Raw genomic sequence first — 24,593 nt, 5'->3', positions numbered from 1 at the left:
TAGCGAGGCAGAGTCGAAAATGAAACCTTTTTGACGAATTTCAAGTATTATTAGGTAATGCGACTTTCGAGGGGGGGACTTTATATGGGCATCTTATCGAGGTTTCGGGATATTATGAGAGCCAATGTGAACTCGTTCCTGGACCGGGCGGAAGACCCGGCGAAGGCTATGGACGAATATATGCGCAGCCTGCGCAGTGACCTGGGCCAGGTGAAGGCGGAGGCGGAAGCGGTGCTTGCGGATGAGCGAAGGGCCAAGGCAGCTCTGGATGAATGCCGGGCGGAGATGAGGAAGCTGCAGCGGTACGCGGAGAAGGCCGCGGAAGCGGGAGATGAAGACGGCGCTCTGAGATTTCAGGGGCGGAGAGCAGAGCAGTCCGAGAGGTTGAGCGGGCTGGAGCAGGCTCATGAGCTGGCCGCTGCCAAGGCAGCAAGCATGAAGCAATTGGAGGAGAAGCTGGTGTCCGATCTCGGACAGCTGGAGGCACGGCATACCGAGCTGAAGGAGAGGCTGGCTGCCTCCAGGCTCCCGCGGGGTGGCGGTGCGGGCACAGGCGCGGCGGCCGGCTCGTTGGATGAGCTGGAGGAGCAGGTGTATCTCGCCGCAGAAGAGGCGCTGGCATTGGCCGAGCTTCGAGCCGGAGAAACGCTTGGCCATTCTTCCGCTCCGGCGGTTCAATTGGAACAGGACGATAACGTGAAGCCGGGTGTGAATTCTAGCATAAGCAAGCAGGCTGAACTCTAGCATGAGCAGCAGTCTATAACTCTAACGTGAGCAGTAGTCAATAACTCTAGCGCCAGTACGCCTGCGAGTGTCGAAGATAAATGAGCAGCAATCAAATTGAACAAGAAAGAATCGTGTTTCAAGCTACTTTTTTGTTACCTGAGGTGAGTAAATGCCGGTAATCGACTACAAATGCCCCAATTGCGGCAGCGGCATGGTCTTTGACGGCAGGACCGGAGCATTGACCTGCCAGGGCTGTGGAAGACAAGACAATATTGAAGGGATTCCTGATCCGCTGGAGCAGGTAAGCGCAGAGGATCAGCGGAGGGAATATCAATGCAACAGCTGCGGGGCCGCCATTATGGCTGATGCAGTGACGACAGCGACGGTGTGCAGCTTCTGCGGCTCGGCTGCCGTTCTCGGCGACCGCTTGACGGGGGAGCTGGCTCCAGCGAAGGTGCTTCCTTTCTTGATCAGTAAGGAGGAAGCGATGGTCGCCTTCCGGAAGTGGTGCAGGAACGGCCTGCTTACCCCTGACGGCTTCATGACCGCAGATCGCATCAAGGGAATTACGGGGGTATATGTCCCCTTCTGGCTGTATGAGCTGCATAACCGGGTCGAGGTTCATGGCCATGCTACGAAAGTAAGAACCTATACGCGGGGCGATTATCAATACACGGAGACACAGCACTATGCAGTCTACCGCAAGCTCCGCCTGAATTACGTCAATCTGCCGATCGATGCATCGGAGAAAATGAACGATGAGCTCATGGATAAGCTGGAGCCTTTTCCTTACGAGCGAATGAAAGGCTTCAAGAGTCCTTATCTCGCTGGCTATATCGCGGACAAATACAGCTATGACGAACAAGCGCTGCTTCCAAGGGCCAAGGAGAAAATCAGAAGTTATATCGAGTCTTCGATTTCATCCGCAGTGACAGGGTATACGTCCGTCAGCTTCACCGATAAGCAGATCGATACGACCATGAAGCAGGCAGATTATTGCTTGATTCCGGTATGGATGGTGAAATACGACTACAACCGATCCGAGTACGTGTTCGCGATGAACGGCCAGACGGGGAAGGTGGTCGGCAAGCCGCCGATCAGCAAAGCGAAGGTCGCCGCCTGGTTTGCAGGCGTATCGGGCGCCACCTTCTTGTCCTTGAAGGTCATCTCCTGGATGATGGGGGGAGGGTTCCTGTGAGAAAGCAATTTGCGTTACTGGCGGTTCTGTTCCTTCTCGCCGCATATCTCACCGTTCCCGCTGGCACAGCTGCAGCAGCAGAGACGAAAAAGCTGATCTATGACGAGGCGGGCCTGCTGAGCGCCGAGGAATACGCTGAGCTGAACGAGATGGCGAATAAGTATGGTGCGAAGAGGGAAACGGACATGATCATTATTACCTCGAACAATCCGGAGGATATCGATGTTGTGGTTATGACGCAGGATTTCTACGATGAGATGGCTCTGGGCTACGACAAGCCTCATGGCAATGCAGTGATCCTGACCCTAGACATGAAGAACCGGGATGTATATTTGGCCGGATTCTATAAGGCGGAGCAGTACCTGGATGACGGCAGGCTTGATCAAATACGCTATAAAATTACACCGGATTTATCCAACGGAGACTATAAGCGGGCTTTCGAAAAATATATTAAAACCGCCCATAAATACATGGGCATCAAGCCGGGAGTGAATCCGGAGAATCCGCTGTTTAGCCTGGGCTTCCAGCTAATAGCGGCTGTTATCGTCGGGGGGCTTGTCGTGGGAGTCATGACTTTCCGGACCGGGGGCCGAGTCACGGTTAACCGGCGCACCTATGAGGACGCGAGCACTTCAGGGATCGTCGACCGCCAGGATCAATATTTGCGGACAACGACCACGAAGCGCAAGATCGAGCGGAACACGAGCAGCAGCTCGGGCGGCGGCAGAGGCGGAGGCGGCGGAATTACGGGCGGCGGCCATTCGCATAGCGGCAGCAGAGGAAAATTCTAATCGAAGGGACGGGAGAGCAAGATGGGATTCTTTAGAAATCAATTCGCCAACGTCGTAGAATGGGAAGAGTTCAGAGATGATATGATCTTCTGGAAGTGGAGCAACCGGGAGATCAAGAAGGGCAGTAAGCTGATCATCCGTTCCGGCCAGGACGCGATCTTCGTAAATAACGGCAAAATTGAGGGGATATTCAAGGAGGAAGGCTCGTACAATATCGAGTCGGAGATTATTCCTTTTCTATCCACGTTAAAAGGCTTCAAGTTCGGTTTCAACAGCGGCATGCGGGTAGAGGTTCTGTTCGTCAATACGAAGGAATTTACAGTCCGATGGGGAACGCAGAACCCGATTCTGATTCCAACGCCTCAGCTGCCGGGCGGCATGCCGATCCGTGCTAACGGAACGTTTAACTTTAAAGTCAGTGATTACGTGACGCTCATTGATAATATCGCCGGGATGAAGGGCAGTTACCTCGTGGAGGACGTCAAAATCCGCATCACCTCTGTGCTGGATCAGCTGCTCATGAAATGGATCAGCCGGGAAGGCAAGGACATGTTCAACCTGCAGGCGAATGCGGCGGAAATTGCCAAGGGCATTCGTGAAGATCTGGACATGGAAATGCTGGGCAACGGAATGACGATCACCGGCTTCCAGGTGATGAGCTTCAACTATCCTCAGGAAATTCAGGATATGATCACGAAGACAGCGTCCCACGAAATGATTGGAAATTTGTCCAAATACCAGCAGGTCAGCATGACCGACGGGATCGCTTCCGGCAAGGTGCAGGGCGGTGGCATGGCTTCGGACATGGCAGGCATGATGATGGGCATGACCATGGCGAACGAGATGATGAAGAACATGAACATGAATCACAATCCAGGCCAGAATCCGCCTTCAGGGCAGCCCCAAAGCCAGAGTCCGTTTGCAGGCCAGTCCCCAAGCCAGCAGCAGAACTACCAGCAGAACCAGCAGCATAATCAACAGTACAACCAACAGCAGGATCAACAGCAGAACTACCAGCAGAACCAGCAGCAGAACCAGCAGCAGAACCAGCAGCAGAACCAGCAGCAGAACCAGCAGCAGAACCAGCAGCAGGATCAACAGCAGAACCAACAGCAGAACCAACAGCAGAACCAACAGCAGAACCAACAGCCCCTAGCGGCGGCTCCTTCTGCCGAAGGCGGCAAACGCCCTAATTTCTGTCCGAACTGCGGCACCAAGAACGAAGGGGCGAACTTTTGCCCGAATTGCGGCCAGAAGCTGAACTGAAAATAATTTATTGTAAAAAAAGAATTAGACGATGGGCCAGTGATGATGGCTCATGCGTTTAATTCTTTTTTTGCAGCAAACCATTTCATTGGTCGGATAACTAACCTACTTGTTGGGACTAACCCACTGGAACCCCTCATCGGAACAACTATCGGAACAACTATCGGAACAACTATCGGAACAACCATTGGAACAAGTATTGGAATCAATCCACTGGAGCCAACCCATCGGAACCAACCCAGCGGAACCAACCCAGCGGAACACCCATGGAAACTAATCCACTTGGTCAGAAGTAACTCACTTGGTTGAACTATTGCTTTTTAACTGTCCGTACTTGTGTGAGATTCTGTTTTATTGTTCAACTGATAATAAATGGATTTATAGGAGTTAGTTTCTGCGGAAAAGAAGGTGGAGTAGATTTAGATGGAGTTGATGTCATTAGAATAAGAGAAGTGGCCAATCACGGCTGAATTCTTGATTTTAGGTGCATCAAATCCATCTAATATATTAAGGCATTCAGTATGAGCAAAATTAGATACATGAATTCCATTAACTAATGACAGTTTGGTGCCTATGCATTATACTTCCGTGCCTATGCATCATATATGACAATTTGGTATATGCATCATATAGGACAGTCTAGAATATACTATCTTGATAATCGGACCAAAACATTGAAGGAAATGAATTTGGATGGCTCGAATAAAAGAGCCATTTGCAAGCTAACGCTTCCGGGGCAGAGCATATTCGACGTATACCGGGGAAATATTTACTTTAGCGAGGAGAGCCAGGGCTCTGATTGGACGCAGTCCCTGTACAGGGCCAATATCGCTACGGGAGCGAAGCAGCAGCTGGTGAACAAGCCGCTGGAATTTAGCATGCACTGGCAACGGTTCAAAGAAGTGACGGCAATCGGGGATGTCGTTTACTATTATCTGGACGAAAACATCTATGTTGTTAATAATGATGGCTCCAACCACAAGCGGGTTAACTTGATCTACACCTACGGCGGACGCTTCCTGAAGCTGAAGGTGAAATAATCAAACTGGTAAAAGGGAACGCAAGAAAATGAGCCCGGGGAAGTCCGCGGGAAATGTAAGCGCGCTATCGAGGCCGGAGGGGCTGTTTTTGAGCCCATTCCGGCTTCCTTATTTCTTTACAGGGGCCCTGTTAGGGGAGTAAGATTTCATTCATGACGAACTGGTTTATAGAATGAATAATCCTTGATCGCTGAATTCTACAGTCAGAAACGGGGGAACCGGAGGGATGCGCATATACTGCCTCCCAGGGGTGAATCGCTTGATCTGAATCAGATACGTCAAGTGTAGGGCTACTTTCAGGCCCGAATCCGTCAGCTAACCTCGTAAGCGTTACGAAAGAGGAATTTGTCGCGTGCCCACGTTTTTTTAAACAGCCGCGGGAAAGGCCAACTTTCCTGCGGCCTTTTTTCGTGATCTGAGGAGCAGGGAGGGGCTGGCTTGTACGGATAATGGATAAATCAAGAGGGTACGATACAAAATGTCCCATATCTCAAATTGGTGGTGGAAACAGGATGACAGTAAAAAGATTGCTGCTTGGGCGGCCTTTGAAATCGACGGAATTAGGGGAGCAGAAGCTGAATAAGAAAAAAGCGCTGGCCATACTATCCTCTGACGCCCTATCCTCCGTAGCCTATGGACCGGAGCAAATTTTGCTCGTGCTGGTTACCGTTAGTACAGCGGCATTTTGGTATTCCATACCGATCGGGATCGGCGTATTGATCTTATTGACAGCTCTTATTTTATCCTATCGGCAAATTATTTTTGCATACCCGCAAGGCGGGGGAGCGTATGTGGTCTCCAAGCAGAATCTGGGGGTCTTCCCGGGGCTGGTTGCCGGCGGCTCTTTATTGGTCGACTATATTCTGACCGTAGCCGTCAGTGTGTCCGCAGGGACGGATGCGATCACGTCCGCATTTCCGGGCCTGCATGCACATAAGGTCTTCATTGCTGTCGTATTCGTCATTCTTCTCACCCTGCTGAATTTGCGGGGGGTTACCGAGTCCGCTACCATTCTGGCTTATCCCGTATATTTATTCGTGCTGGCCTTATTCGTCCTAATCGCCGTTGGACTCTACAATATTGTCACGGGCCACGCCTCGCCGGAGCTGCATGTGCCGGTCGGCACGCCCGTGGCAGGCATGACCTTGTTCCTGCTGCTGCGGGCCTTTGCCTCGGGGAGCTCGGCCCTGACGGGGGTAGAGGCGATCTCCAACGCCATTCCGAACTTCAAAGACCCTGCGCCGAACAATGCGGCTAAGACGCTGCTGGCGATGGGCGCGCTGCTCGCCGTGCTGTTCTCGGGCATCGTGTTCCTGGCCTACTATTACGGGATCACGCCTCATCCAGAGAAGACGGTCGTTTCGCAAATCGCTGAGCATACCTTCGGCAGGAATGCGCTGTACTATTTTATCCAGGGAACGACGGCCTTGATTCTCATTTTGGCTGCCAACACAGGGTATTCGGCGTTTCCGCTGCTGGCCGTGAACCTGGCTAATGACCGGTTCATACCGAGAATGTTCACGGTACGGGGGGACCGGCTGGGGTATTCCAACGGTATTATCAGCCTGGGCCTGTTATCTATCATTTTGATCGTCGCGTTCCAGGGACAGACGGAGCAGCTGATCCCGCTCTATGCGGTCGGTGTCTTCATTCCGTTCACCTTATCGCAGACCGGCATCATGATGAAGTGGATTCGCGAGAAGCCGCCGGGCTGGCTGACCAAGCTGATCATCAACTCCATCGGCGCTTTGATCTCTTTAACGGTCTCGCTCGTGTTCTTCTTAACCAAATTTACAAGGGTATGGCCGGTTCTAATCTTCCTGCCGCTGATCGTCTGGTTATTCTATCGTATCAAGAGTCACTATGAGGCGGTGGGCGAGCAGCTGCGGCTGACGACCTGTGAACCGGCGGTGCCGATTTCGGGGAACGTCATTATCCTGCCGGTATCGGGCATTACGCATGTCGTGGATCATTCCTTGAATTACGCCAAATCCTTGTCGGCGGATCAGATCATCGCTGTGTATATCCCGTTCGAGAGAGAGGATATCGCCCGCTTTGAAGAGAAGTGGAATCGCTCCTGGCCGGATATCAGGCTGGTGACGCTGTACTCTCCTTACCGGAGCATTATTACACCGCTCAGCAAATTCATCGATACGGTACAGCGCAAAGCGAGCAAGAACGATTACCAGGTTACGGTCATCATTCCCCAATTCATTCCGAAGAAGGGCTGGCATAACTTCCTGCATAACCAAACCAGCCTGATGATCCGGACCTACCTGCTCTATCGCAAGGATGTCATTATTACAACCGTGCCTTATCATTTGAAAAAATAGTGCTCCGGACACGGCTGGATCGCATTAGCGATGAGATGCTGCGGCATCGACTCCTGCTGCTACACCTGCTCTTGCTTGTGCGCGGCCTGGAACAATTGTGCACCAGGGAAGGAAGAGTGAGCAAATAGTAGGCGCACGCCGAGCGTACAAATGCCAAGGTCACATACCGGATATCAGATGTTCTTTCCCGCCCCAAGATAAGGAACCAGGCCTTTCGCGACCACGTGATGGCCCCGGTCATTGGGATGGATGGGCAGGAAGCCGCCCAAGGCATCCTCAATCTTCCCTTTGCGATATCCATAAATCAGCTGGTCTTGTTTGCCTTCGAACCATTTATGGACGGGGACGACCTTCGCGTTATAGCTTTGGGCAACCTCTTTCGTCGATTGATTCAAGCCGACGATCGCTTTGGCGGCCAGCGGGCTGTTCGGAAAAGGATTATATTGCGTGCAGCAGAGGATTCGAGCATGGCTGGTATTTTTAATCTGAGTCAGGATCGCGTGCAAATTTTGTTTATAACGAGCTACAAATGGTTTTGGATCTAGAGTTTGCTTGCTGGTAAGCGCAGACAGAGCCGCATTTGCCAAATCCACGCCTCCGATCCAGACCGAGACGACGGCAGAACGGCTGATCACGGGGGCGCCCTGCCATACTGCGGCATCCAGCAGATCATAGGTGCTCCAGCCGGGCTGAGCCAGCACATATCCTACAATCCTCCCGGAGTCAGATGCACGGGCCATCGACACGGCTAATTGCGGATAAGCTTTAGTAAAGGAGGAGGCATTCTCCCCGAATGTAATCGAATCGCCAAGAGCGGTATAGATCATAGAAAATATATCCCTTTCTTAATTTATAATTGCCTATCTTATAGGTATAATATGGCGTTGGTTATAGGGTGTGCGCACAAAGATAGCAATGCTTCACGACGCCTTACAATATGGTTCCAGACGAATAAACAGCTCTAACTCGAAAGGCGATGCATAAAAAGGAAGGGCATACTCATAAATTTTTAATTCTTGACACCTCTTTATTCCAGTGATAACATACACAATAATCCAAGTTAGTTGATGTGAATTAATTGAATTAAATCGACTTTACCGGACCGCCGGAGGGTCTCTCTTATCGAACAGGGGCATGTACCTGCCTTTCGATCAGGGGGACCTTTGTGTTTTTCAGGGATGATTTGATTGTTTTTTGATGCTATGGCAGATGAGGAAGAGGAGAGAAGGGGGAGAGCTGGATATGGAAAAGAGAAGGTCCAAACGGACAGCGCGGGGGGTTATCGCGGCAGCTTCAGCATTGCTTCTGGCGGTTGTATTATCCGCCTGCAATGGAAGTGGAGGTGGCGGGTCGCCGGAGGGGAGGCCGGTCTCGGAAGGAGCAGCTGCCCCGAATTCATCGAACCCAGCGTCGGCGGATGCGCCGTCTGAGACGAGGGATATAACGATCCGCATCGGATATCAGAAGTATGGGACGATCAATATTCTGAAAGCGGACGGAGCGCTGGATCGCCGTCTGGAGGAGGAGCGAAATATCAAGATCGAATGGACGGAATTCCCGGGCGGCCCGCAATTGCTTGAAGCGTTGAACGTGGGAAGCATCGATGTCGGGCATGCGGGGGAGGCGCCGCCGATTTTTGCCCAGGCGGCTGGCGCTAAGCTGGTTTATCTGGCGCATGAGCCGGCCAGTCCCCGAAGCGAGGGGATCATCGTCCCGAAAGATTCACCGCTTCAATCTGTCGCTGAGCTGAAGGGGAAGACCATTGTCCTCAATAAAGGCTCGAATGTTCATTATTTGCTGGTGAAGCAGCTGGAGGAGAACGGCGTCGCTTATAAAGATGTCGATGTAAAATACCTGCCGCCCGCCGATGCCCGCGCCGCATTCGAGAAAGGAAGCGTGGATGCCTGGGTGATCTGGGATCCCTTCCTCGCTGCTGCTGAGACGGCAACGGGGGGCAGGGTGATCGCCAATGGGGAGGGCGTCGTCTCCAATCATGAGTTTTACCTGGCGACCCGCGAGTTTGCCGAGAAGTATCCAGATCTTGTGGAGCTTCTTCTGGAGGAGGCCGATAAGATCGATGCCTGGTCCAAGGAGCATCCGCGGGAGCTGGCCGAGAAGCTGTCGCCCCAGCTTGGCATTGACGTCGAATCGCTTGAGCTGGCTGCAGGGCGCCGGGGCTATGGCGTTCAGCAGATCGACGAGGAGGTGATTCAGGCCCAGCAGTCGATAGCTGATACCTTCCATGAGCTGGGGCTGATCCCGGACAAGCTGGACATTCATGAGGCGATTTTGAAATAAACACGTGCACAGGCACGGATCAAGGAGGAGACGAGAATGAAAGTATTTTGGTTCATACCGACCCATGGAGATGGGCGTTATCTGGGGACCAGCCAAGGCGCGCGTGCCGTGGACCTTCACTATATGCAGCAGATTGCCGGGGCTGCCGACCGGCTTGGCTATGAGGGCGTATTGATTCCAACGGGGAGCTCCTGCGAGGATCCGTGGGTAGTCGCCTCCTCGCTGGTGCCTGTTACGCAGCGCCTGAAGTTTCTCGTCGCGCTTCGCCCGGGGCTTACGTCGCCGACGCTGGCGGCGCGGATGGCTGCAACGCTGGATCGCATTTCGAATGGCAGGCTGCTGCTGAACGTTGTGGCCGGGGGTGATCCGGTGGAGCTGGCCGGTGACGGCCTGTTCCTGGAGCATTCCGCCCGCTATGAGCTGACGCATGAATTCCTGGATATTTGGCGGCGGGAGCTGTCCGGGGAGAACGTCGATTATGAAGGCAAGCATTTGCGGGTCGAAGGCGGGCATATTCTGTACCCTGGCATTCAGCAGCCTCATCCGCCGCTGTGGTTCGGCGGCTCATCGGAGGCGGCGCTGCAGGTTGCCGCGGATCACGTCGACGTCTACTTGACCTGGGGCGAGCCGCCGGCCGAGGTTGCGAAGAAGATCGCCGAGATGCGCAGGCTGGCTGAAGCGCGTGGCCGGACGATTCGCTTCGGCATCCGCCTTCATGTCATTGTCCGGGAGACGGAGGACGAGGCTTGGGCTGCGGCCCATGATCTCATCAAGCATCTGGATGAGGAGACGATCGCGGCGGCGCAGCGCATTTTTGCCCGCTTCGATTCGGTTGGGCAGAAGCGGATGTCTACGCTGCATGGCGGCAGCAAGGAGCAGCTGGAGGTCAGCCCGAATCTATGGGCAGGAATCGGCCTCGTTCGCGGCGGTGCCGGCACGGCTCTGGTCGGCACTCCGGAAATCATCGCCGAGCGGATGAAGGAGTATGCGGAATTAGGGATCGAGACGTTCATATTCTCGGGCTACCCTCATTTGGAGGAGGCCTACCGCGTAGCGGAGCTGCTGTTCCCGCTCCTGCCGCTCCAGCAAAGAACCCAGGCGGCGGGGCCGTCCTCCATCAGCCCGTTCGGCGAGCTTATAGCAAACAACGTGCGGCCTACACCGAAGGCATTGGCACATTAAGGGAGAGTCGATATGGATGCAGAAGATCAAGAGAAAATGGCTCATACAGGCGCTGCCTTGGTATATCCCGCTGTTCATTCTGGTCGCCTGGCAGATGCTCGGCAGCACAGGGTTGATGCCCGAGCGCACGCTGCCGTCGCCGCTTGAGGTGTTCCAGGCAGGCTGGAAATTGACGACGAACGGGGAGCTGGCGGCGGCGATTGGCATCAGTACCTGGAGAGCGCTGCTCGGCTTTGTCATCGGCGGCTTGCTCGGCTTTATTCTCGGGCTGCTTAACGGGGTTATTCCGCTGTCGGAGAAGCTGACGGATTCCACGATACAAATGATCCGGAATGTTCCGCATTTGGCCATGATCCCGCTGGTGATCGCCTGGTTTGGCATCGGGGAAGAGGGGCGGATATTTCTCGTCGCGCTGGGCGTGTTCTTCCCGATGTACATTAATACGCTGCACGGGATTCGTTCGGTCGATCCAAGTCTGATTGAAATGGGGCAGGTGTACGGGCTGCGCCACTGGCAGCTGTACCGGCGGGTTATTCTGCCCGGCGCGCTGCCGTCGATACTGGTCGGCTTCCGCTTCGCGCTCGGCATCATGTGGCTGACGTTGATCGTGGCCGAGACGATCGCCGCCAATTCGGGCATCGGATATATGGCGATGAATGCGCGGGAGTTCTTCCAGCTGGACGTCGTGGTGCTCAGCATTCTGCTGTATGCGCTGCTCGGTAAACTGTCGGACTTGATGGCCAAAGGCTTTGAGAGGAGGTGGCTGAGATGGCATCCGCACTTCGCCAAGGAAGGCTCGCCATTCAAGAGCGCCTGAGAAAGGAGGCGCACGGGGAGCCATACCTGGATGCGCCGCCGGAAGAGGCGTCCCACCCGGCTGAAGCAGACGAGAGCAGGAAGGGTGTTCTGCAGGACAGCCCGCCCTTGAACGGCGTAGCGATTGAGCTGGACGCGGTGTCCAAGCAGTTTGGCAGCAAGCAGGTGCTGCGGAGCCTCCAGCTTGCGGTGGAGCCCGGCAGCTTCGTCGCCATCGTCGGCCAGAGCGGCTGCGGGAAAAGCACGCTGCTTCGCCTCCTGTCAGGGCTCGACCAGGCGAGCAGCGGCTCGTTAAGGGTGGCGGGACAGGAGGTTCGCGGCATTCACCCTGCTGCAAGATTCATGTTCCAGGATTCGCGCCTGCTGCCCTGGAATACCGTGCTGGACAATGTGAAGCTGGGCCTGACCGGCTCTGGGTCAGACGATCCCGAGCGGCGCGCCTATGAAGCCCTGAAGCTGGTCGGGCTGGCAGACCGGGCGGGCGAGTGGCCGTCCGTGCTGTCCGGGGGCCAGCGCCAGCGGGTTGCCCTGGCCCGGGCGCTGGTCGGCCATCCGCGGCTGCTGCTGTTTGATGAGCCGCTTGGGGCCCTTGATGCGCTAACCCGCATCGAGATGCAGCGCCTGATCGAGCATCTATGGAGGCAGCAGGGCTTTACGGCCGTCATGGTCACGCATGACGTGAGCGAGGCGGTGGCGCTGGCGGACCGGGTTATTCTGATCGAGGAAGGGCAGATTGCCCTGGATCTGCGAATTGCGCTGGCCCGGCCGCGGAATCGGGATGCGGGCTTTGCCCATTTTGAACAGGTCATCCTTGACCGGGTACTGGCCCGGGATGATCGGGAGCAGCGTGGTCCCCATGTTCCTTTATACGATATCTGATGTTCCTCCCGGCTTGTCCGGTTCTAAAAATAAAGCAGCATGCATAGAAATGAAGCATGCCCGCTCCATACGGAATCATTCATCAATCAAGCGATCCTGCCAGGATCGCTTGATTGATTTCCTAAGGCGGGCTGCTCGGCGTCGTCAAACCGTGGAACCACTAAGACCTGCCTGCATTTGGCAGTATCGGTGTAATCGGTGTAATCGTGTAATCGGATCGCACAGCTCAGGCGGGATCGCTGATTGCATCGATGGGTGCATTTTTGTTGGGGTATTTTGCACGGTGCTTCTTCGATTGAGTTGTTTCGCCTCGGGCACTTATTTACTCTGCGGGAGTGTGGGGACATGCGTGTAGAAGGGAAATGGATCAACTCACCGTACGCATTTGCGTTGGGGATGTTTGCAATGATGGTGCCGAGTCAGGCCTTCAGCTCGTTCTACAGCTATTTCTATGTGGAGAAGCTGGGGCTGGGCATTGGACTGGCTACGTTGGCCCGAACGGTTTTTCTGATCTGGGATGCCGTGAACAACCCGTTATTCGGGTATTGGTCGGATCGGACGCGTACTCGTTATGGCCGCCGCAGGCCATGGGTATTCGGGGCGATGCCTCTTTTCATGCTGTGTTTCGTCCTGGTATTCTCCCCTCCCGATGGATTAACGGAGCAGGGGCTGTTCATCTGGTTCCTGATCATGCTTATTCTTTTTGAGGCCGCAGCTACCGTGCTGTGGGTGAATTACGGGGCCCTGTTCCCGGAGCTGTTTCGCGGAGACAGCCTTCGCGCCAAAGCCTCTGCGATCCAGCAGGGCTACCAGGTTGCGGCGCTGCTTGTCGGAACTGCGCTAACGCCTATTCTTTTCACGGCAATCGGCTTTTCCAATATGGCTATCGTTTACGCCGGCGTATTCGCTGTATTCATGTTCCTGTGTATGATGAGCGTGCGGGAGAGCGGGGACACGGGCCAAGGGGAGCCGTTAAGGCTGGTGGCCGCTTTTCGGGAGACGCTGCGGAATAAGAAGTTCTGGGTATTCAATATCGCCAATTCATTTGCGCAAACTGTGAATGGTCTTGTCAGCTCGATCATTCCTTTTTACGCCAAATACGTCCTGCATATTTCGGAGGCCTCGGTCTCTATCCTGCTGGCTTCTGTGTTCGTATCGGTTATTCCTATGGTATTCTTATGGTACTGGATCATTCGAAGCATGAACGGCGTCAGGGCTTGGCGTCTATCGCTGGCCGCTTACGGGCTATCGGTCATCCCTCTCTGGTTCGGGCATGATTTGGCCAGCGGCATGCTTGCGGGCATCGTGTTCGGCTTTGGCCTGGCCGGCTTCCTGGTGACTCCGGCGCTGGTGGGAGGACGAATCATCGACGAGGATGCGGCCAAAACCGGCTTAAGGAGAGAGGGCATCTACACTGCTGTAAGCGGATTCATTACGCGGTCGAGCGGATTGATTTCGGCGCTGGCCTTTTTTGTGGTCGGCCTGGCCTTCGGCTATGAGAGCGGGGAGCGCCCGGGGCCTGCGCCGGAGCTGGTGTTCCAATGGCTGATTAGCGCTGTGCCGCTATGCTTGCTGCTAATATCCGTTATAATATCGTATTCGGTGAAATTTGACTTTTCGGGAACACAGGACGGAGGGGAGCCACGGCAGCCATGAATAAAAAGTTGATTATCAACTGCGATGATTTCGGACAAAGCACGGCCATGAATCAGGCCATCATGCATTTGCTGGAGGAAGGCAAAGCCTCCTCGGCAACCATGATGGCGACAGCTCCCGGCTTTGAAGAAGCCGCAGCCTGGGGCGCGCGTCGGCGGCAGCCCAATATCGGGCTCCACCTCACGCTGACCAGCGAATTCCCGGCGCTGCGCTGGGCGAGTCTAACCGGCGATGCATCGCTTCAGGATGAGAGCGGGTATCAGCATATGACCGTAAGAGAGTTTGAGCAGAAGGCGCGTGCTCAAGCGGTGGCCAAGGAGCTGGATGCTCAGTACGAACGGGTTAACCGGGCAGGGATAACGCTCAGCCATGTTGATAATCACATGGGCAGCCTGTACGGCATGGCAACGGGGCGCAGCCTGCTGCCGCTGATGTTCTGGAAGGCAGCGCGGTGGGGCCTGCCGGCGAGGTTCTTCCGTTACATTTATAAAGAGGATCCGCTTCTTAGCTCGCTGTCCGGCATCGAGCGTCCGGTAGCGCGTGCCGCCGCACTGGCGGATACGCTGGGGGTGCCGATTCCCGATTACCTGCTGTCGCATCCCTTCGGCCGGCAGGCCGGGGAGACATACGACAGCTTCAAGCGATCCATGATCGGGAAGCTCTACAGGCTTCCGCCCGGCGTAAGCGAGACGTATTTTCACCCGGGAAGGGAAGATGCATGGATGGTGGAGCATATTCCCGATTGGGAGAAGCGGGTGTGGGAGTTTCGTTTGCTGTTTGATGATGATTTCGCTTACGCAATGCGGGACGCCCGGGTGGAATTGGCGGACTATCGTTATGTACAGGAGAGGCTGCGGCGTTCCCGGGTAAGGGCGAGCCTCCGGCTTGTATGGGAGCTGGTGAAGAGGTAATACAGCCCGGGTATGCAGCTGCCTGTCTCTTGCTGGTAGCGAGGAAGAAGTACAGCCTGTATGTCAGCATATGGAGAAAATGCCCATTTCCAAGGGCCTAAATCCTGTAATTATGATAGGAATTTAGGATTGAAGACACCTTTTGCGGTATCTTTTTCTTATTTATTTCAAATTAAGGATTTATATGGATTACAATAACCTATTGCTATTCCGCCTCTTATAGGAATACGGATATATTTCTTATAAACAGGTATTTTGGTAAAATATGACCACCAATATTTACCTGAAATGGGGTTGGAGATGCTTGTATCAAGTGGATCCTGGTCGAGTTGGGGGCTTGGCGCGTGACCTGGAGCGTTTGGAGCGCACGATGGAGAACGGAATAACGGGAATGTCCAGAGAGCTGCGCCGGCTCATTAGCGATGTTGAGGCGACTTATACTGATTCTTCTGAGCACCATGTACGGGCTGCTGCGCGTGATGTCAGCGGGCTGCTGCTGGAGATCACAAAGCAGGCAGAGCATATCGACAACCAGATCAAGGAGAAAGTTAAAGCTTTACGTTTTACGGAAAATGAATATATCAAGGCGGAGAAGGGTTCGGCCCGAGCGGTGGGTACGAAGAAGCCGGCTGCGTTTACACTCAAGGGCATGATTCAGGGCTGGTTTCAGCGCTTCCTTGAGAAGAGCAGACAGAATGTCACCGATCCAGGAGGGACTTCTTCTGCGGAATCGGGGCCCTCGCTCCTGCAGTGGATCAAGGGGAGCCTGCTGGAGCTCCAGGACGCCTCTTTGGTTCACCGTCTCGCGCCCGTGAAGGAGGACGAGCGGATCGCCTCGCTTCTGCAGATTCTGGACACCGGGACTGCGGAGGAGCAGGCGTGGGCACGCGAGGAGCTTGAGGCGATTGCCGCAGGCTTCAAGGAGATTGCCCGCAGCCAGGCGGCTTATAAAATATATGCGATTTACGGCAACGAGCTGTACATGGGATACGCGCATCAGTCCGCCCAGCAGCAAAGAGAGCGACTGGCGAAGCTCGGCGTCGCTGAGGAGTGGTATCAACCTGGCGTCAGCTTGGCTGTGTTCTACAAAGGCACTCCGCTGGATGCCTGCGCCTACAATCCGCTGAAGCAGGATCTGTCCGCGATGCCTAAGGAGAGCGAGCTGCGCCTGCTCATTGCGACTGGAATGATCTATCCGCAATACAGGGAATGGGCGAGATTGAATTATGACTCTGTTGAAGCTGCTGTTCGCCAGGCCGCTGAGCGGCGCAGGGAATTGTAGGCGCTGCTGGATGGATACAATCGGGCGGTTTCTGCAGAGGATATCCGGAACATGCAGCAGTATTTGAAGGACATGAACATCTACCAAGGAGAGATTACGGGCGAATATAATCAGGAATTTCTGATCGCCGTAGCAGGCTACCAGCATATCGCGAACACGGTAAGCTCTGTGGCGGCGGTTAGGCGCAAGTGGTATGAATGGGAGATGTTCGAGGTAGACGGGAAGATCACGAAGGAGCTGCTGGATCTGGCCCGGTCGGAAAGAAGCTTGGGCATTCGCAACAATCCGGATTTGAACACCAGCGGGTTATCGTTTGCCGTAACCGTTGTAGGTGTCGGGGACGGCATCGTCAATCAATTGTATGAAGATGTTAGGGATTTGACTGAATTCGCCATCAATTCCAATCCGGCGAGTTTGGGATTCTGGACAGATACCGTACCCGGATATTACGCTATAGGTGAGGCGATTGCAACCGGCGAGCTGACGATTGATGATATCAAGAAGCTGCTCGGCGATGCAGCGGCAGAGGAATTCGTGGTTCCGTTCCAGGATATTATCGAACTGCAGCCTAAGGTTTTTTCCGGAAAAGCCACCTATGAGGAAAGCGTGAAATACGGACGAGCCTTGACGAAGGCGTTCTTCGTCTTTACGGTGGTGGAAGGTGTTGCCAGAGCAGGAGCCAAATTTTCCGGCAAAACCGTGAAAGAGCTCATAAAGAGCGTGAAGGAAGCGGCGCAAACACGGCCGCAAACCACACTTACTACACCCGATGGCCTTACAATCCCTGTTAGGGATTTGGACCTGCCGAGGACGGAGCCGCAGTTTACCCAGCCTAAGCCGCCAGATTCGGGATCAAACGGCCGGAGGGCCGTGGATCCTATTGAGGGGACGGGACAAGGTGTTGTTTCGGTATCTAAACAACCTGTTCAAATCATTCAAAACAGGTATCCAAATGAGATTCAGCAAGGAAAGACTTTTGAATATGTTTTGGAGAATGGTCAAGTTAAGATTCGAGATGGAATTAAAGAAGTTGACTTCATTATTGATATAACTGGTAATTTAAAGGTTGGACGAGGACATTCTCATTTAGCTAATGGAGCTGATGTTTAAGCTGCTGGAAAACTAAAAGTCGATGCAGATGGAAATGTTAGAAGAATAACAAATGAATCAGGACACTATACTCCAACAATTGATCAAGCCAAAAACTATGAGCAAATATTTAATAGTGCTGGAATAAAGACAGAAAACGCTTGGTTAGATATATATCAATTAGAAATAACGAGCAACGGCTATGTTGATTTAGGAAAATTAAAGAAAGTACAGTCAACTAAATTGAAATAAAGGAGGAGATATTTTGATTAAAGTTACTCAAATGAATGAAGAAATTTTTTCAACAAATTTATCTAAAGCAGTTGATAAGATAAAAGAAGCTAGGAAAATTTCAAGCGATAGGATTAAATTTGTTATAGAGCCCGTGGAGGAAAACGGAAAAAGGTTAGATGGTGGCGATGAAATGATGAAACGTCTTGTGTTATCTAAAGAGAATATTGGTGGTAAAAAACTATTATTAGAAGATGTTGTTGGGGTTTTAGGAGGGCTTTTCCCGAAAGCTCCCCTATGGATTAATGTATCTTTTATGGAGATGGAAGGAGATACGGCCATATTCAAATTGGAAACGAGTTTACGATTTAGAAAACCAACATTATTAAGGAATGCTGAAACAGGTCACGCCCCTTTTAACGTCATTGTATAAGGTCTTTATGTATAGAGTGTCTAACCTCATGGGTAGGACATCTCCACCTCATGCGAGGGAGAACGACTAGGCTGTGTGAAGTTGAGGCATCCCGAACCTATGAGACATCTGGCGCCCCCAGGTTACTATCCGGATATTCGCAGCAGAGACAGTTCCCCTAACTTTCTGGAACTGCCTCGTTTTTTTAGATCATATATAGATCATTCTGTATCCAGAGGAAATAAGGGTCTTGGAACATGACGATAATCGATATTCTCTATACGCTGATAGGTGGCACCAGGTGTCATGGAGAGAATGTCCAGCTTAGAAACAGCACTTAACTCATTAAATAAATATCCCTGCTTGACTACGATAATGTCATAATCCTCCCAATTTAGTCCAGCACGGGTAAAGTGGTTTAACGTAATAAACGATTCCCCGCGATTGGCGACTACTATGTCCAAGCTGCCAACTGAAACGGTGCACACCTCTCCTACTTTGTCACTTGTTGCATTTAAGTACCCTAAAAGGTCGCCTTTCGATGTTAGTGTTCCTTCCAACAAGACGGGCTGGCTATTTTCATCTATTTTTGTTCCCACTTCAACTGTAACAGCTTCTCCTATGCTGCAGGATTTCAGTTTTTCGTAGGCCATGGGATCATGAATAGCGGAAATTAACACCTTCTTGCGGCCTAAATCCTTATTTTTAAATAAATCCAGCAGCAGGGTGTTCATCCCAATTGCGCCTGCTGTTGTATTATCCCCAGAGTCAGAGATAAAGACGGGTTTCAGTTGCTCATTCAACGCTCTATCTACAGATTCTTCCGGGTCAAGTACAACCGCATCAAAATCAAATTCATGGCGTTTGCTGAACACATAATGGGCTAATTCATCCTTCACCTTCTCAGCTAGTTCTTCATATTCCTCCGATTCAGGAATGACGAAGATGGACGAGGCTGTGTTCTCCGAATCACTCCATGCATGACAAATAAAGAATGATGCCGTTGAAATTCCTTTTATTTTCTCAACCTCATATAATTTTTCAAAAATCGAACGAAGCGGCTCACTTTTCCCAAGTGCTTTTTCACCAGGAATAATCATCGGCAATCGAGTAAACGCGGGTTTGATCTTCGTATTATTTTTTAGACAATCTACTAATAGCTGAGCGGTCTCTTTCTCGACTTCAAGCTGGTCAACATGCGGTACGGTTCGATACGCCTTTACAATGTTGATGTATTTATAATAGTCTAGTGCGATATTACCGTGAATATCCATGGTTAGAGAGATTGGAACATCCGGCCCGACACATTCACGAATTTCTTTGACGAGTGCTAGTTCACCTGAGCCCACTTCCTCTACAACCATCGCTCCGTGCAGATGTAGCCAAATTCCATCGATATCTGGGTGCTGCTTCAATGTGGAAATCAATTTATCTGCAAAGTACCGGTAGGCCTCTTTTTTTACAATGCCCGATGATAATGCGGTTGCGTAAATACTTGGGATGACTTCAATTCCATTTTCCCTAAATACTTCTGTACCAGCAAGGCGGCTAGCGGCATCTTCGCCTTCTGCCAGTACAAAATCATGAATGTCTGTCAGGATCGGATTAAATGTGTTTGTTTCGTGATAGAGGCAGCCTACAACAACCTTCATTTTGATGTCCCCCTTATTTTTGTTTTAAAGCGTTAACAATATTAGCATGTTCGTTATCAAGTTTATAGAAAAATAATACGACGACTTGAAGAATGGTGATGATAATCGGCAATCCTAACATTAATAGGAGGATCATATTCTTCACCTGATCTGTAATTGCCTCCGGATTATATCCAGCCCATCCAAGAGCGTACGCAAGCAAAGAAGAACCAAGGGCTACACCGAATTTTGTAGAAAAGCTATAACTGGATACGAGTAATCCTTCTGGACGTTCACCAAACTTATATTCCTGATAATCAATGGTGTCCCCAAGCATGGTCAGATTCGCAGGATCTCCGTATCCTATGAGGACATTGGCAATAAAGAAAATAATAGAAAACAACACGACAGATTGACCATCTACAAAGTAAAGTGAAGCAAGCAGCACTACGGCAATCGCATAGAACAGCATGCTTGAATTACGGCTGCTGAATTTTCTTAAAATCGAAAGAGCGAAGAAACCGCCAGCTAAATTCGCCACGTTTAATAAAGTGAGGTAGTAGGGCACCATATTAGGCTGTTCCAATACATAATTCACATAATAGATGAGAACACCATTCATGATCCCTAGCCTTACAAACCATAGAAATGAGTTTAGTGAGGTAAGCACCCAATATTTATTTTTGAACATTTGACCAATAGAGCGTTTTACATTCGTATCCGTCTTCGTTTCTTTCAGCGGTTGTACGCGCTCTTTACAATACTTAAAGGTAAGCCAGAATAAAATGACTCCGATAACGGAATAAATCGCCATAACAATGGGAAAGCCCAACTGCTGGTTTCCGCCGCCAAGATAATTGACCAGAGGAAGCGTTAGAGAGGCCACCAAAATGGCTCCAATCGAACGGCCAATGGCCCGGTAACTGTTTAATTCACCCTTTTCCTTCGAATCCCTCGACATCATCGGCATCAGGGCTCCATAAGGAATATTAATCGCTGTATAAACAATGCCCAAGATTCCATACGTTATATAAGCGTAAACTAACTTACCTGTATCGGAAAAATCGGGAGTGATAAAGGTAATCACACTTAAGATCCCAAACGGAATAGCAACGTATAACAAGTACGGGCGCGTTTTCCCGTGCTTGCTATTCGTTTTATCCACAAGAACTCCCATGATCGGGTCATTCAGCGCATCAAAAATACGTGTAATAAGAAATAAAGTTCCGACAGCCGCCGCCGTAATTCCGAACACATCCGTATAAAAGAACAAGAGATAACTATTGACCATTCCCCACACAAAATTTGAAGCAATATCGCCATAACCGTAGCTGATTTTTTCTTTCAAGCTTAGCTTTTGAGCAGATTGCTGATATCCCGCAGTTTGTAACACCGGCTCCATAGCCATGGGTCTTCACACTCCCGCTGTTGTATAAAATTCCGATAAGTTAAATATTTTAAGCGCTTTCTTTAAATTGGGAAAACAAAATCGTCTACCCATGTAAAGCTTCTTGTGTAACTAAGTAGGCTGCCCCAATTATGCCGGCATCATTACCTAGTTTGGCAATTTCGATATGACAATTTTGGCTGATTCTAGGCAGAGAATAGTTTTGAAAAGCCCGCCTTACGGGTTGAAGCAGTTGTGCCCCAGCCTTTGATACGCCTCCACCGATAATAATTTTAGAAGGATTAATCATCGTAGCCGCATTAGCTATTAATAATCCCAGAAGATCAGCCGTCCGTTGAATCACATCCTCGCTGATCCTGTCGCCCTTGCCGGCTAAATCAAAAACATCCTTAGCATCAATTTTTCCAGTCGTACGATACAGAGCCGCTAATCCGCTTTCAGGTTGTTCAGCAATTTTATCCATCGCTTGCTTTACAATCCCGGTGGCCGATGCAATCGTATCTAAGCAGCCTGCACGGCCACAATTGCAAGGATATCCTTCAGGATCTGCAATAATATGACCAATTTCTCCGGCTGTACCATTCATTCCATTTAAAATCTCGCCATTTGCGATAACTCCACTGCCTACGCCTGTTCCAAGTGAAATGGCAATAAGATCCTTCGCGTTGTTTCCAGCCCCTATCCAATTCTCGGCTAAGGCCACTAAATTGACATCGTTTTCGACATATACAGGCAATCCAGATCGTTGTTCTAATTCTTTTCCGAGTTCAAAGTCTTTCCAACCAATGTTTACAGCCTCATAAACGAGCCCCGTTGTTTTATCCACAAACCCTGGTGCACCGACACCAATACCTAAAATATTCGTCATTTGGAATTCAGATATTTTGCGAGTAACTGAATTCCAGATTTCATCAACAATATATAATCCTTGCTTCTCTTTATTTGTATCTATTTCCCATTTGTGAATGATATCCCCTTGCATATTCAGGAAGCCAATTTTGACCGTTGTCCCTCCGATATCTATTCCTATGATGGTTTCTCCCATTGAGGTCACCCTTATTCTATCTATATTTCATGAGCCAGTGCCTAAAGCTGGCCTGCTTTTAGGCACTGATGCTTTCATGTCCTGCTAGATTGCTATAAATGATTAATACTTTTTATCCAACAAAGAAGCTGCTGCGTCATCCATAATAAATGTTACATTTGGATGCGCTCTCAGAATAGATGCAGGACAGTCCTCGTGAATTGGCCCTTCCAGCGCAGCTTTCACTGCTGCAGCCTTTCTCTCTCCAGATGAAGCCACGAGAATATGTTTTGCCTCCATAATATCGGCTAAGCCCATCGTCAGCATCTGCGTTGGCGCCTCTTCAGCGGTCAAGTTATGGTAGCCCATGGTGCTGTCAATTGTAGATTGATCACTGTCTGCTAAAAATAAACGAGAGTTAAATGGTGTGCCTGGTTCATTTGCAGCCAGATGTGCATTCGTTCCAAGTCCGACAATTTGCAAATCACGTGGATATTTGTCGAGAACCTTTCTATAACGGTTGAGTTCCGCTTCTACATCCTCGACACTTCCATCCATAAGACCAATGTATTTCGGATGTACTTTAATCAAGTCATAAAACTTTTTATGCATATACGTATATACTGTAAAAGGCTTGTCTCTTTCGGCAACGTATTCATCTAGATTCGTAAAAATGGAATTCGCAATATTAAGCTCACCAGCATTGATGGCTTCAACCAACAATTCAAATGTACCGTCATAGCTTGCGCCCGTTGTCGTGTTGATGCTAGCGTTTTCGTTTTGCTTTAGTGTTTCAGCAATGACATCAAAGGCGGCTTTGGATAATTCTTTATAATCTCTGACTTGAATAATTTTCATGATATTTCTCCTTTAACAAAATATTTTGTTCCATACATATTAAACTTAGTTTAATTATTGGAGATAATAAAACCGAATACACATGAATTCGGAGATATTTAATACTAAATTCAATTATGTTATTAAACTAAGTTTATTAATTGCATTATAACACCCAGTTATTTAATATACAACCACAACTTGAACATTAAATAACTGGATGTTTTATCCAAAGAAACGGATCGTATAATCTATATATCATCATTTGTAAATCGTAGAAATTCATTTAACACTAGAGCGCTTGCTCCAATGACCCCGCTATCTTTGCCAATGCTGGGATGGATGAGGTGAAAAGATTGATTCAGCGGGGACCAGACATATTTGCTTGTGATTGCTTCAATATCCTTAACTAGGATGGGATATTCCTGAACCATTGGGCCGGCCAGTAAAACCCCTTTAGGATTATACATACAAATCACATTGGCAATCGCTAGGCACAGGTAATGACGAGCTCGGTCAATCAGGGTAACAGCCCAGCTTTCCTTCCTTTCATAAGCGGCAAAGATCTCTTGAATCGGTCTTTGCGATTGCTTTTCGATTTCAGAGGAACACACATAGGTCTGCAAACAACCCAATCTTCCGCAATCACACATCGCTCCATTTGGCTCCATCGTTATATGTCCAATTTCTCCAAGCGTATTGAGATGGCCGCGTAAAATTTCACCGTTCATCATCACAGCGCCGCCTACTCCGCTCCCGATATAAATGCAGACAGAGTCGTGAAATTCAGTCATATTTCCAAATAAACTTTCGGCTAAAAGTACGGTACGAACATGGTTATCCACATACACAATATAATCGATCTTTTTTTCCAAGTAGGCTTTGATTTGAACCTTTTCCCAGTGAAACTGAGGAACAATCAGAGCTTCACCGTCTGGCCAGGTAATCAGGCCGGGGATACTGATCCCAACCGCAATAATTTTCTCTGCAATCTCATGATCAATCTGTTCTATTAATGCAGAAATGCCATCCGCAATTCGATCAAGTACAGTTTCTGCTTCTTGTTTAGCATCAAATTCCAAGTATTTTTTATCTAATACTTTGCCGTTTAAAGCGACAATCCCAATTTTGATCGCATTCCAATCCACTTCTACCCCAACGATGTAGGAGCCATTGGAGTTGATTTCTAACAGTGTCGCTCGTCTTCCAACCTCCCCTTCGATTTGCCCTACCTCAATGACTAGCCCATCATTGATTAATTCTTTAATGATTTTGCCAATACTTGTATGGCTCATCTTGGTTAAGTTGGCTAATTGCGTTCTTGAAATTTGTTTATGTTTCTGTATTAAACTTAATAACATAAAGTAATGGTATTTCCTCACTCGCCCTTGATCATATTTCAAATTAAACGTGGACATCTAGTTGCCCCTTTCACAACATTTATTAAACTAAGTTTAGATATTATATAACTTTACCAACGATTGTCAATTTAGTCTGGTTTCTTGAAGTATTAGCATTCCGCTCTCCGTAAGGGAACTCTCTCCACGACTAATGTACACGGTTTTCTGCCAATTGAAAATATG

At 50.2% G+C, this 24,593-nt stretch carries 20 protein-coding genes, 1 pseudogene and 1 riboswitch; of the genes and pseudogenes, 15 read left to right on the top strand and 6 right to left on the bottom strand.

Features of this window, described 5'->3' with window-relative positions; translation table 11 throughout:
- Positions 1–84: 84 nt before the first annotated feature.
- The 6 genes from BN2762_RS10895 (at position 85) to BN2762_RS10870 (ending at position 7,354) form a co-directional block, all read left to right on the top strand.
- Positions 85–744 (top strand): PspA/IM30 family protein, encoded by a 660-nt coding sequence (locus BN2762_RS10895; protein WP_055107028.1) that lies wholly within the window; start codon positions 85–87, stop codon positions 742–744.
- 151 nt (positions 745–895) lie between these two features.
- The gene (locus tag BN2762_RS10890) at positions 896–1,924 is read left to right on the top strand and encodes a TFIIB-type zinc ribbon-containing protein (RefSeq protein ID WP_055107027.1); all 1,029 of its coding nucleotides are present in this window, start codon (positions 896–898) and stop codon (positions 1,922–1,924) included.
- Complete coding sequence (locus BN2762_RS10885; RefSeq protein ID WP_055107026.1) at positions 1,921–2,715, top strand: TPM domain-containing protein; 795 nt, start codon at positions 1,921–1,923, stop codon at positions 2,713–2,715. Before BN2762_RS10890 ends, BN2762_RS10885 begins: the two co-directional genes overlap by 4 nt.
- Positions 2,716–2,736: 21 nt before the next feature.
- Complete coding sequence (locus BN2762_RS10880) at positions 2,737–3,981, top strand: SPFH domain-containing protein (RefSeq protein WP_055107025.1); 1,245 nt, start codon at positions 2,737–2,739, stop codon at positions 3,979–3,981.
- Between the two features lie 674 nt (positions 3,982–4,655).
- Entirely contained in the window at positions 4,656–5,021 is a 366-nt protein-coding gene (locus BN2762_RS10875) for a hypothetical protein (RefSeq protein ID WP_222861060.1), read from the top strand.
- A 178-nt stretch (positions 5,022–5,199) separates the two neighbouring features.
- Positions 5,200–5,367, top strand: a riboswitch (cyclic di-AMP (ydaO/yuaA leader).
- A gap of 166 nt (positions 5,368–5,533) precedes the next feature.
- The gene (locus BN2762_RS10870; protein WP_055107023.1) at positions 5,534–7,354 is read left to right on the top strand and encodes an APC family permease; all 1,821 of its coding nucleotides are present in this window, start codon (positions 5,534–5,536) and stop codon (positions 7,352–7,354) included.
- Positions 7,355–7,527: 173 nt separating this feature from the next.
- Here the strand turns inward: BN2762_RS10870 and BN2762_RS10865 are convergent, their stop codons facing one another.
- Entirely contained in the window at positions 7,528–8,181 is a 654-nt protein-coding gene (locus BN2762_RS10865) for an SGNH/GDSL hydrolase family protein (RefSeq protein ID WP_055107022.1), read from the bottom strand.
- 415 nt (positions 8,182–8,596) lie between these two features.
- Between BN2762_RS10865 and BN2762_RS10860 the strand changes: the two genes are divergently transcribed.
- From BN2762_RS10860 to BN2762_RS10820, 9 genes and pseudogenes are all read left to right on the top strand, one after another.
- The gene (locus BN2762_RS10860; protein WP_055107021.1) at positions 8,597–9,652 is read left to right on the top strand and encodes a sulfonate ABC transporter substrate-binding protein; all 1,056 of its coding nucleotides are present in this window, start codon (positions 8,597–8,599) and stop codon (positions 9,650–9,652) included.
- A 36-nt stretch (positions 9,653–9,688) separates the two neighbouring features.
- A complete protein-coding gene (gene ssuD, locus BN2762_RS10855) occupies positions 9,689–10,834 on the top strand; it encodes an FMNH2-dependent alkanesulfonate monooxygenase (protein ID WP_055107020.1) in 1,146 nt (381 codons plus the stop codon).
- A 16-nt stretch (positions 10,835–10,850) separates the two neighbouring features.
- A complete protein-coding gene (gene ssuC, locus BN2762_RS10850; RefSeq protein WP_055107019.1) occupies positions 10,851–11,651 on the top strand; it encodes an aliphatic sulfonate ABC transporter permease SsuC in 801 nt (266 codons plus the stop codon).
- Positions 11,603–12,529, top strand: coding sequence for an ATP-binding cassette domain-containing protein (locus tag BN2762_RS10845; protein WP_083484872.1), 927 nt, complete (start codon positions 11,603–11,605; stop codon positions 12,527–12,529). Before ssuC ends, BN2762_RS10845 begins: the two co-directional genes overlap by 49 nt.
- A 345-nt stretch (positions 12,530–12,874) precedes the next feature.
- Positions 12,875–14,185 carry an MFS transporter gene (locus BN2762_RS10840; protein ID WP_055107018.1) on the top strand — a complete coding sequence of 437 codons (1,311 nt, stop codon included), beginning with the start codon at positions 12,875–12,877 and terminating at the stop codon, positions 14,183–14,185.
- Positions 14,182–15,096, top strand: coding sequence for a polysaccharide deacetylase family protein (locus tag BN2762_RS10835; protein WP_055107017.1), 915 nt, complete (start codon positions 14,182–14,184; stop codon positions 15,094–15,096). The genes BN2762_RS10840 and BN2762_RS10835 overlap by 4 nt, the downstream gene beginning before the upstream one ends.
- 313 nt (positions 15,097–15,409) lie before the next feature.
- A complete protein-coding gene (locus BN2762_RS10830; protein WP_148499922.1) occupies positions 15,410–16,378 on the top strand; it encodes a hypothetical protein in 969 nt (322 codons plus the stop codon).
- A 927-nt stretch (positions 16,379–17,305) separates the two neighbouring features.
- Positions 17,306–17,719: pseudogene (locus tag BN2762_RS26015) on the top strand (hypothetical protein); the annotation flags it as partial.
- Between the two features lie 13 nt (positions 17,720–17,732).
- Complete coding sequence (locus BN2762_RS10820) at positions 17,733–18,131, top strand: hypothetical protein (protein WP_055107014.1); 399 nt, start codon at positions 17,733–17,735, stop codon at positions 18,129–18,131.
- A gap of 200 nt (positions 18,132–18,331) precedes the next feature.
- Here BN2762_RS10820 and BN2762_RS10815 read toward each other — a convergent pair whose 3' ends face one another.
- The 5 genes from BN2762_RS10815 to BN2762_RS10795 form a co-directional block, all read right to left on the bottom strand.
- A complete protein-coding gene (locus tag BN2762_RS10815) occupies positions 18,332–19,762 on the bottom strand; it encodes a M81 family metallopeptidase (RefSeq protein ID WP_055107013.1) in 1,431 nt (476 codons plus the stop codon).
- A gap of 13 nt (positions 19,763–19,775) precedes the next feature.
- Entirely contained in the window at positions 19,776–21,149 is a 1,374-nt protein-coding gene (locus tag BN2762_RS10810) for an MFS transporter (RefSeq protein WP_055107012.1), read from the bottom strand.
- Positions 21,150–21,234: 85 nt separating this feature from the next.
- Complete coding sequence (locus tag BN2762_RS10805; protein WP_055107011.1) at positions 21,235–22,194, bottom strand: ROK family glucokinase; 960 nt, start codon at positions 22,192–22,194, stop codon at positions 21,235–21,237.
- Between the two features lie 102 nt (positions 22,195–22,296).
- Positions 22,297–23,031: a glucosamine-6-phosphate deaminase gene (locus BN2762_RS10800; RefSeq protein ID WP_055107010.1), complete on the bottom strand. Its 735-nt coding sequence runs from the start codon at positions 23,029–23,031 to the stop codon at positions 22,297–22,299.
- 230 nt (positions 23,032–23,261) lie between these two features.
- Positions 23,262–24,428 carry an ROK family transcriptional regulator gene (locus BN2762_RS10795; protein WP_055107009.1) on the bottom strand — a complete coding sequence of 389 codons (1,167 nt, stop codon included), beginning with the start codon at positions 24,426–24,428 and terminating at the stop codon, positions 23,262–23,264.
- Positions 24,429–24,593 lie beyond the last annotated feature (165 nt).

It is taken from the genome of Paenibacillus ihumii (assembly GCF_001403875.1).
GTDB classification, from domain to species: Bacteria; Bacillota; Bacilli; order Paenibacillales; family Paenibacillaceae; genus Fontibacillus; species Fontibacillus ihumii.
This window is presented reverse-complemented; position numbering and strand designations above follow the sequence as displayed.